Below are 812 nucleotides of genomic sequence, written 5' to 3'. Positions count from 1 at the left end.
TTGTTGAAAAAAGATAGCTGGTCTTAGTAAAGCTTGTAAAGGCATTACTGTCCGCACCTAATCGAGTAAAAGCAGCCATTATATCCTCCGAATTTTCTCTTTCAAACAATTTATGTTCAAGAAAATGTGCAATTCCTGCTGGATGATGACGTAAACCTTTTCCCAAGCTTGTATAAGTTGCATCTACAGAACCAAATTGAACTGTTACAATCCCATAAACCTCATTGAAATCTTGCTTAGGGAGTAAAGAAACTGTCAACCCATTTGACAATTTTGTTTTGTAGACTGTTTCCTTTACAGCAGGATAGTATTTTTCTTCAAAAGTAACCTTTGTCATTCTACTCCTTCCATAAAGTAAATCGCTTGTAACTTCAAACTATTGGCAGCTTTACATACAGCTTCTTTATCAACACTCTCTAATTTTGCCACCAATCGATCAATGTCAAAGCTTGATTTCCCCAATAGAGCATTCAAATAGACTCTTTCAACTAGGGCCTGTTGATTATCTTGAGCCATCAACAAAGATCGTCGAATCATCTCCTTGGTTTGTTCAAGCTCAAAATCTGTAAAGTTGCCCTTTTTCAAATCTAGCAACTGATGATTCATCAATTTTCTAGCCTGATTTCGATTTTCTCTATCAATACCCGCATACATCCTTAACAGACCACTAAACAAATCCAATTGACTAGAGACTGTATAGGCTATTCCAGCATTTTCACGAACATTTGTAAAAAGTTTCGAATGTGCAAATTCACCCAACAAACCATTCATAACAAGCATGGGCAAATGCTCATCATCACCATATTTTACAG

2 protein-coding genes are annotated in these 812 nt (G+C 36.2%); both read right to left on the bottom strand.

Annotation, left to right across the window (positions count from 1 at the left end):
* Positions 1 to 337 (bottom strand): insulinase family protein (locus tag GMD4S_RS09695; protein ID WP_000170118.1); only part of this gene is annotated, 337 nt, incomplete at its 3' end.
* Positions 334 to 812 (bottom strand): insulinase family protein (locus tag GMD4S_RS09690; protein ID WP_000322486.1); only part of this gene is annotated, 479 nt, incomplete at its 5' end. The genes GMD4S_RS09690 and GMD4S_RS09695, both read right to left, overlap by 4 nt.

Source organism: Streptococcus sp. GMD4S, from assembly GCF_000296955.1.
This window is presented reverse-complemented; position numbering and strand designations above follow the sequence as displayed.